The sequence below is a fragment of the Caballeronia sp. genome, from assembly GCF_028292365.1.
In the GTDB taxonomy this organism is placed as follows: Bacteria; Pseudomonadota; Gammaproteobacteria; order Burkholderiales; family Burkholderiaceae; genus Caballeronia.
In genome coordinates this window covers 1-9361 of the sequence record NZ_JAQGMM010000031.1, presented here as the reverse complement: position 1 = coordinate 9361, position 9361 = coordinate 1, and the positions used below count along the sequence as shown (strand labels likewise).

The 9361-nt window shown below is 61.3% G+C and carries 8 protein-coding genes; 5 read left to right on the top strand and 3 right to left on the bottom strand.

Annotation, left to right across the window (positions count from 1 at the left end; all coding sequences use genetic code 11):
- The 3 genes from JWR14_RS01455 to JWR14_RS01445 all read right to left on the bottom strand — a co-directional run.
- The coding region (locus JWR14_RS01455) for a glycosyltransferase (RefSeq protein ID WP_299700112.1) at positions 1 to 535 on the bottom strand (535 nt) is incomplete at its 3' end.
- A gap of 65 nt (positions 536 to 600) precedes the next feature.
- Positions 601 to 1203: a cytochrome b gene (locus JWR14_RS01450; RefSeq protein WP_299700109.1), complete on the bottom strand. Its 603-nt coding sequence runs from the start codon at positions 1201 to 1203 to the stop codon at positions 601 to 603.
- A 167-nt stretch (positions 1204 to 1370) separates the two neighbouring features.
- Complete coding sequence (locus JWR14_RS01445) at positions 1371 to 2327, bottom strand: LysR family transcriptional regulator (RefSeq protein ID WP_299700106.1); 957 nt, start codon at positions 2325 to 2327, stop codon at positions 1371 to 1373.
- Between the two features lie 118 nt (positions 2328 to 2445).
- On the opposite strand from JWR14_RS01445, the gene JWR14_RS01440 reads away from it, so the two are divergent.
- From JWR14_RS01440 to JWR14_RS01420, 5 genes are all read left to right on the top strand, one after another.
- Complete coding sequence (locus JWR14_RS01440) at positions 2446 to 3798, top strand: MFS transporter (protein WP_299700103.1); 1353 nt, start codon at positions 2446 to 2448, stop codon at positions 3796 to 3798.
- A gap of 1 nt (position 3799) precedes the next feature.
- Positions 3800 to 4810 (top strand): hypothetical protein, encoded by a 1011-nt coding sequence (locus JWR14_RS01435; RefSeq protein WP_299700098.1) that lies wholly within the window; start codon positions 3800 to 3802, stop codon positions 4808 to 4810.
- Between the two features lie 180 nt (positions 4811 to 4990).
- Positions 4991 to 6655, top strand: coding sequence for a tannase/feruloyl esterase family alpha/beta hydrolase (locus JWR14_RS01430; RefSeq protein WP_299700095.1), 1665 nt, complete (start codon positions 4991 to 4993; stop codon positions 6653 to 6655).
- A gap of 115 nt (positions 6656 to 6770) precedes the next feature.
- Complete coding sequence (locus tag JWR14_RS01425; protein WP_299700092.1) at positions 6771 to 8060, top strand: HlyC/CorC family transporter; 1290 nt, start codon at positions 6771 to 6773, stop codon at positions 8058 to 8060.
- Positions 8061 to 8271: 211 nt separating this feature from the next.
- On the top strand, positions 8272 to 9361 hold a 1090-nt coding region (locus tag JWR14_RS01420; protein WP_299700089.1), incomplete at its 3' end, for a GspE/PulE family protein.

Below are 9361 nucleotides of genomic sequence, written 5' to 3'. Positions count from 1 at the left end.
TCAGCGCACGCGCCTTGCCGCCATGCGCCACGCGCAACCAGAAGAGCGTCGGATGCGAAGTGGACGCTGCACTCAACTCGCCCTCCGCTGGCGCGACAAGACCAAAACGCTGCGTGAGAAGCTCGGCCGTGGCGTCCGAAGAACCATCGTCAGCAATCACGATTTGCGCCGCGCCGTGCGTTTGCCCGAGCAGCTTTGCGAGCGTGTTGGGCAGCACGGCGGCTTCATTGTGCGACGCCACGATCACGCCGAGCGCGGGCATTGCGCGCTCGCGCTGCTTGCGGTCAAGCGGCTTGGGCGGCTTGACGAGCGTCCAGGATTTCGCCGCGACGAACATCAGCAGCAAGGTGTCATAGACGACGTAAGCAATGCCCGTCGACCACGCGACCACGCCGTGCAGGAAGAATGCGCGGGCGAACAGCACGAGCCACAGCACGACCACGCCGCCGTGAATCAGCACGCTCGCGAGCGTGATCGGGCGCGGCGCCAAACGCGGCGACGCCTGCGCGAGCGCCTCTTCCAAAGTTCGCTTCACAATGGGATCCGGTTGGGGCGACGTCTTTTTGGGTCGCATGGGTACAGCGTGAAGTTTCACATCCATTACGGCACCATCCGCGAGATCACCGACTTCTTGTCGATCCACTGATGCTTGAGCGCGCCGCCCACGTGCATCGCTAAAAGTGCATACAGCGCGTAACCGAGCCACGCGTGCAATGCGCCGAAACGATCGTGCAACGATTCCTTCAGCGCCGGATCGAGGTTCATCACAAACCCCACGCGCGGCCATGGAATCACACCGAAGAGATGCATCGGATGCGTGGCGGCGTCTTTCCAGGCCGAGTCATGCAGCCAGCCGGATAACGGCAAGCCGATCATCAGCAGATATAGCAAGAAGTGCGCGATATGAGCGGCCATGTGTTCCCACTTCGGAAACGCCTTCGGCAACGGCGGCGGCCGATGCGACACGCGCCACAAGATACGCAGCAGCACCAGACCGAGAACGGTGATGCCGATGGACTTATGGGTATCGACGATCGGACGGATCCAGGAATCAGGAAACGATTCCGCCGTCAGTCCCAGCACGACGTTGCAGATAATCAGCAAGGCGATCAGCCAGTGCAGGACCATCGCGGTGCGCGTGTAGCGTAGCGACGTCTCGGTTTGTGGCGGGTCTGACACCGCGTTGGCAGCTTGCGTGGACATTGAAACTCCGTGCGGGAAATGGGGATCGGCTGGATAGTTCTGCCACGTGCCGCGCCAGGGTGTTCAAGCGCGACAAGTTGCAGACGACACGATCCAAACGCACCGCGGCGCCCGTTTATTCCATCGATTCTGCGGGAAAACGCGAACTTGCGTTTGTGGAGGGTTTGTTAACTGACGTGTTGAAAGGGTTCGGCGGATTCAGCGCCCTTCGGCGATACAAACGCGAGCACCGCTTGAGCGAATTGCAACGCGGCCGGATTCGCCGCGTCGCGTCGCGTGACAAGGTGCAGCGGCGCGGAAAACGCTTCGTCGCCGGCAACTGCGCAATACACCACGGTCTCCTGCTGGTATCGCTGCATGGATGCCGGCACGAGCGTGATGCCGCCACCCGCCGCCACCAGATTGATGGCGCTGAGCATGCGCGGCACTTCGCTCACCGCTTCCGGCTTGAATCCCGCCGCCTCGCACGCACGGATGAAATCAGCGTACATACCCGGTGCGCCCGGCCGTCGCACGAAGATAAACGACTCGCCCGCGAGCGCCTTCAGCGGCACACGCGGCTGTTTGCCCGGACGCACGCCTTTTGCTCGCAGCAGTTTGTGGCCGACCGGCAGCACGAGCACCATGCGCTCCTCGTGCAGCAGGTCGAAGCGCAACGCCGCGGGTGTCTCGATCGGCTTGCGCAAGATGCCTGCATCGACGCGTCCATTCATCATCCGTTCGATGATGTCAGCCGCGTTGATCTCGTTCAGGTCGATGGCAATATCGGGATGCGTCGCGCGAAAACGGCGGATCGCGGCGGTGGCAAGCGGGTGGAATGCCGCCGAACTCGTCAGCGCGATCCGCACGGAGCCGAGTTGGCCGTTCGCCACGCGCCGTGCATTGACCACGCCTTGATCGAGCGCGTCGAGCACGGCGCGGGCATCGACGACAAAAGCCGCGCCCGCCGATGTCAGCTCCACCCCGCGCGGCAAGCGCGTGAATAGCGCAAAACCCAGTTCGCGCTCGAGTTCCTGAATTTGCTGCGACAACGGCGGTTGCTGAATATGCAGCCGTGCAGCTGCCCGCGTGAACTGGCGCTCTTCAGCGACGGTGAGGAAGTACCGCAGGTGACGCAGTTCCATCTGAAGGCCTCACATACGTGATAGATATGGCACTGCCATCCGATATGTATTTTACATTTGCCACTGCGTTTCGTACTCTTCGATTCAAATACACATAAATGCACGAATCCGGAGACATATGGAAACCACCTTCCCACCCAACTCGGCCGACCACGCGCCAGCTTCATTGGCGTCGCTCAGCAAGGCGCAGATTCGCCGCGCCGTGCTGGCTTCGGTGATCGGCAATGGGCTGGAATGGTTCGATTTCCTGATCTACGGCTACTTCGCGAAGATCATCGCGCACGTGTTTTTCCCGGTTGGTAACATCGCGCTTTCAACGACGCTCACGCTCGGCACGTTTGCGGTTGGATTCATCGTGCGGCCGCTCGGCGGGATCGCCATCGGTGCGTATGCGGACCGCGTCGGGCGCCGCAAGACGCTTTCCATGCTCATCTTGTTGATGGCCGCCAGCACCTTGTTGATGGGCCTCACGCCCGGCTATTCGACCATCGGCATTGCTGCGCCTTTGCTGGTGCTGCTTGCACGCGTCATGCAGGGTTTATCGGTTGGCGGCGAGTTCGCCACGGCCGCCGCGATGCTCACGGAATATGCGCCGCGCGGCAAGAAGATGTTCTTCGGCAGCTTCCAGATGACATCGCAGGCGGTGGCGCTCGTGCTTTCGTCGGCGTTTGGTTATTTCCTGACATCGAATCTGGACCGGGCGTCGCTTGAGTCGTGGGGCTGGCGCGTGCCTTTCCTGGTCGGCGCGCTGGTCGGGCCGGTGGGGTTTTATATCCGCCACAAGGTCGCGGAATCGCCCGAGTTCGTCGAGTTGCGAGAACGGCTCGGCCACGCCCCGCGGCAGACCCTTCGCGGTTTTTTCCGGCAGCGTGGCGACGCGTCGCTATGCGCGATGGGCGTGATCATCGTTGGAACGGCAACGAATTATTTGTGGCACACGTTCATGCCGCTGTATGTCGAGCGTCAGTTGCACCTGCCGCTCAAGAACGCGTTGTTCGGCACGGCGGTGTCGGGGCTGGTTTCCATAGTGGGGTATCCGCTCGCAGGGAAACTCGCGGACCGGATCGGCGCGTACCGGCTGTTCTTTCCCGTGACGATTGTCTGGGTCGTGATCGCGTATCCGCTGTTTGCATGGGTGCTCGCATCCCCTACGCCCGGCCGCGTTTTCGCCGCGCAAATGGTCGCGACCGTGGTCCTGAGCCTGATGTCCGGGCCGCATCCCGGCATGCTCACGCAGTTGTTCCCCACTGCCACGCGCTCTACCGGCGTCGCGCTTTCGTACAACATTGCGGTGACGCTGTTCGGAGGTCTTGCACCGTTGACCGTCTCCACGCTGATCACCGTGACCGGATCGAATATCGTGCCGGCGTATTACCTGATCTTCGCGGGCTTCGTGTCGCTCGGACTGGTCGGGTTGACACGTTCCGGGCAACGTCTGCGCCGCGATCCCGATGCCCTCCCGCTGGATTGAAATGAACTCCTCCCATAAAGCTCGCAATGAGCGCCCGGTAAGCGCGGTGGGCAACGAACGGCTGCGCGTGATTACGTTGCGCGGTGCGGGTACGGTGCCGTTTTATCGATCGATAAAAGAACGAGATGCGGCAAACATTTCGCGAATCGTGATCCTGCTGCACGGCCGGTTGCGCGATGCCGATGCTTATCTGCTCTCGGCGCAACGTGCGCTGGCGGCGGCATCGACCGATCCCGCCCATACATTGCTGCTCGTGCCGCAGTTCCTGGCTACTGCGGATATTGCCGAGCACGGTCTGTCCGCCGACACGCTGCACTGGGAATGGACCTCATGGATGGGTGGGGAGGACGCACTCGGTCCCGCGCCGCTCAGTTCCTTCGATGTCCTCGATGCATTCATTGGGCAATTCGCGGATCTTGCTCGTTATCCGGGTCTGCGCGACGTGGTGATCGCCGGGCATTCGGGTGGCGCGCAGGTCGCGCACCGGTACGCGATCGTGGGCGCTGGTTGCAACGTGGCCGGCGTGCGGTGCCGGTACGTGATCGCGAATCCATCGTCGTATGTGTACTTTGATTCGATGCGCCCCTACACGGACGGCGTTCTGCGTCCCGCCGATATCACTGCATGCCCCGGAGTGGATGACTGGAAGTACGGTGTGCAGCGCGCGCCGCGCTACGCAGCGTCCGCGTCATTCGATGCGCTCGAAACACGTTATGCGGCGAGCGACGTTATCTATCTCCTCGGTCAGCAGGATTGTGATCCGCATCACGACGCGCTCGACCGGTCGTGTGCGGCAGCAGCGCAAGGGTCTCATCGGCTCGCGCGTGGGCGTTCTTATTTCTCGTACCTCGAAGGCCGCCACGCTGGGCTTGGACACCGCTGTCTGGAAGTCGCCGGCGTAGGCCACAACGGTGCAGCGATGCTCGGTTCGCACGAAGGCGTGCGAGCGTTATTCGACGCACAACGGCTTGGAAGCGTGGTCGATTCATCGACCGCCGGCGCGACGGACTAGACACAGCGCAAACCATCACGACGTTCAAGAACATTGCCTTGGCGACGGGACTGATGTCGTCCGGACGATGCGTGGTTCGTTTTTTCTATCGGTTTATCAGCAAGCGTTCGTTTGGGTCATTTGGGTCCTCTGGGTCATTTGTCCGATGCAAGCAGTGGTTAATAAACACACGGAGACAGCATGATGAAAAACACCCTCGCCGCTTGCGGCACATCCTTTGTCGTCGTTGCGCTGGCCGGTTGCGGCGGTTCATCGTCAAATAACGACGGCCCGCCGCCTACACCGCCCGTTTCGTCCGCCGCGGCATGCGCGGCGCTCGGCGCGATCAAGATTGCAGCAACGTCGATAGGCGCGCCCAGCAACGGCGCCACAGTGGCGAGCGCGACACTGGTCGCGGCGTCGAGTACATCCGGCGAGTATTGCCAGGTGAACGGCACCATTGCACCCGTCGATGCAACCGCGCCAAACATCAACTTCGAAGTGAACTTGCCGACGGCATGGAACAAGAAGGCGCTGCAATACGGCGGCGGCGGTTTCGATGGCACGCTCATCACCGGTCTTGCCGCACTCGACATGGCGCCTGCCGGTTCGTCGACACCGCTTGCCCGCGGTTACGTGACCTTCGGCGACGACTCCGGTCACCAAAGCAAAAGCATCACAGACGGCTCGTTCGCCGCGAACGACGAAGCGCTCGCCAACTACGGCGGGCTGACGCTGAAGAAAACCCACGACGTCGCCATGCTGCTGCTAAAGACACGCTACGGCGCCGCACCCACGAAAACCTATTTCTTCGGCAGCTCGACCGGCGGCCGCGACGGCCTCACCGTGATCCAGCGATGGCCGGCTGACTACGACGGCATTGTCGTCAACCGCCCCGCGCTTAACTACACGGGTCTGCGCCTTTCCAACGTTGTGCTTGGCCGCGCGCTTTATCTGAATGGCGGCGCGGGCTGGCTCGACGTGAACAAGACCGTGCTGCTCGAAAACGCCGTAACGAAAACCTGCGACACACTCGATGGCGTTGCCGACGGCATCATCTCGAACGTCGCGGCCTGCAAGCTTCAAACGCCCGCTGTGCTCACGGCCCTGCGCTGCCCGGCCGGCAAGGACACAGGAGATACGTGCCTTTCCGACGCGCAGATCGCAACTGTGAACACCATTGCTTCGCCAATGGTGCTGCCCTATCCGCTCGCGAACGGCGTCACGCGTTACGCCGGGTACAACATCCTCGCCGGTTCCGTGTTCGCGGGTCAGTACACCACGCGCAACTTCGGCACGTCGCCAACACCAGCCAACCCCGCCGGCAAGAACGACGCGAACCAGTGGGTCACCGGCGACCAGTGGGTGAAGTACTTCATCACGCGTATCCCTACGCTCAACTCCCTCACCTTCGATCCGCTGAATCCAGGTGCGTACCTGGCGCAAGTCCAGCAAGGCTCCGCTGAAAGCGATGCGACCAACCCCGACCTCTCGGCGTTCATCGCGAAGGGTGGCAAAGCGATCATCACCCACGGTCTCGCCGATGAAATCGTCAGCACGGATTCGTCCGTGGACTACTACAACGCGCTGGTGCAGAAGTTCGGTCAGGCTTCCGTCGATAGTTTCGTGCGTTTCTACCTGATGCCGGGCGTGGGCCACGGCACCGGACCGTTCCTGCCGCAAGTCGATTCGCTTGGCGCGCTGGAACAATGGGTGGAAAACGGCACCACGCCGGAAACACTCACCGTCACCGACTCAACCGCTGCGACTGCCGGACGGTCGCGGCCTTTGTGCCGTTACCCGACCTGGCCAAAATACGCCGGCGGTGATGTGAATTCAGCCGCGAGTTTCAGCTGTAGCCAGTAACCGCCAAGGGAGGACGGGACCGGTCGAACTATCGTCCGGAAGGCCTGTCGAGCAAGGGAAGCAATCGCTTTCTGCTCTGCTATAGTCTTTCCCATCCTCCCTTTCCAGATCGCGCGTGGACCACATTCCCTTATGGGCGCAAATCTGCGCCATTTTTCTGCTGCTGTTTTTTTCCGCATTCTTCTCGATCTCCGAAACGTCGATGATGGCGCTCAATCGCCATCGGCTTAAACACCTCGCCAACCAGGGTTCGCTGCGCGCTCGTGTTACGCAGGGCCTGCTCGCCAAAACCGATCAACTGCTGAGCGTGATCCTGATTGGCAACAATCTGATCAACACGATCATTCCGGTACTGACCACGTCCATCGCGCTGCGCACTTTTGGCCATAACAATCTGGTGTTGTCGATAACGACCGGGGTTGTCGCGTTCTTGATCATTGTGTTTGCGGAGATTGCGCCGAAGATTGTAGGTGCGACTTATCCGGAAAAGGTTGCGCTCCCGGCCAGTCTGGTTTTGTCGCCGCTGATGCGGGTGGCCCGGCCGGCCGTCTGGTTCGTCAACCTGTTTGCGAACGGCGTGCTGAAGGTGCTGCACATCAACACGAAAGGCGGCCGCGATCAGCGGCTTTCCACGGAAGAATTGCGCACCATCGTGCTGGAGTCGGGCAATTTCATGCCGACCAAGCACCGCAGCATCCTGCTGAACCTGTTCGATCTGGAGAACATCACCGTCGACGACGTGATGATCCCGCGCCGCCGGATTGAAGCACTGGATTTCGATGCCCCCTTCGACACCATCCTGCATCAGCTCGAGACTTGCTATCACAACAAGCTGGTGGTGTATCAGGGCGACATCGACCGCGTGCTGGGTGTTCTGCACGTGAGAAAGACGCTCTCGGCACTGCATAACCAGGAATTCGAGCGCGAGACCTTGCGCGAACTGTTGGCCGAACCGTACTTCGTCCCGGCAGGCACGCCCGTATTTCAGCAACTGCAATTCTTTCAAGAGAGCCGGCATCGAATTGCGATTGTGGTGAACGAATATGGCGAGCTGCAGGGACTGGTGACGCCGGAAGACATCATTGAAGAATTGATTGGCGAGTTCACCACGACCATTCCACGCGGGGCCGGTTCGCGTGGCGGCTGGAACGAGGAAGGCGAATGCATTGTGGCGGGCAGCATGCCGTTGCGCGAGTTGAACCGCTGGCTGAAGCTGACGCTTCCCACCGACGGCCCAAAGACACTCAACGGCCTGATTCTCGAGACGCTGGAAGAGATTCCGGACGGCGACGTGAGCGTGCGTATTGCCGGCGTGCATTTTGAAGTCATGCGCAGCGACGACCAGGCGATACGCACCGTGAAAATATTCCGGCCGCAAGGCGTGGTGCTGAGAAAGCAGGGGTAGCAACGAAGTTGGGAACATGGGCAGCTCGGGTTTCGCGTTGGGCATCTGGTCGCACCAGCTTGCGCCGTTTCCGCCTTCGCGCATCACCTGTCGGGCTGCGTTAGCCGTTCGGCCAGCTTTTTCAGCGTTGCCAAGCGTTAGCCATTCGACCGAATTGGAATGAAGCGTGTGGAGGGAGAAGATCGGGGCATCCGTTCACCGAGCCACGCCCATGCCGTCCTCTCTCCCGGTTACGTTTTCGCGGCCGCCGCCGCAGCTATCCGCTCGCCCGGCCGATGCAACGCCCGACGCCGACAACGCCCCCGCCGTTGCGTTGCTCACCGATACCCTGCGCGAAGCAGCTGCACGCGGCGCATCCGATATTCACGTCGAGCCGGGCGAACACGAGTGGCGCATTCGTTTGCGTATTGACGGTGCGTTGCACGTCTTTCTCAAGCCGCCACCGCATTTGCGTGACGCGTTCATCACGCGGATCAAAGTGCTCGCACGCATGGACATTGCCGAGCGGCGCGTGCCGCAGGACGGACGTCTGCGTTTGCCGCTGGCGAACGGAAATCCGGAAGACTATCGCGTGAATTCGCTGCCGGTCCTGTTCGGCGAAAAACTGGTGTTGCGCCGCCTGGAATCACTGCCGGCGGATTTATCCCTGGCGGCGTTGGGGCTTGCCCCCGATCAGCAGAAGATCATAAAAGCCGCGATCCACGCACCGCACGGACTCGTGCTGGTCACCGGTCCGACCGGCAGCGGCAAAACCCTCTCGCTGTATTGCTTTCTGCAGATGCTCAACGCGGAGTCCCGCAACGTCTGTTCCGTCGAAGATCCCGCCGAAATCCAGCTTGCTGGTATCAACCAGGTCAGTGTCCGCGACAAAGCGGGCCTCACTTTCGCGGTCGCGCTGCGCGCGTTCATGCGACAAGACCCGGATGTGATCATGGTCGGCGAAATTCGCGACGCCGAAACCGCCGACGTTGCCGTGAAGGCTGCGCAAACAGGCCATCTCGTGCTGTCCACGCTGCACACCAATGACACGCCTGCAGCCATTGCACGATTGATTGATATTGGCATTGCGCCGTACAACCTGGCGTCGGCGCTGAGGCTTGTTACAGCGCAACGGCTAGTGCGGCGGCTTTGCGACGCTTGTCGCTCGCCTTCCGACCTGGAGTTCGAGCCGGGCTTCAAACCGTTCGAGCCCGGTGGGTGTGCCGCGTGCCATGGCATTGGTTATCGTGGCCGAGTGGGCGTGCATCAACTAATGCCCGTCTCTGACACGTTGCGCGAACTGATCGTCGCCCGCACCGCCA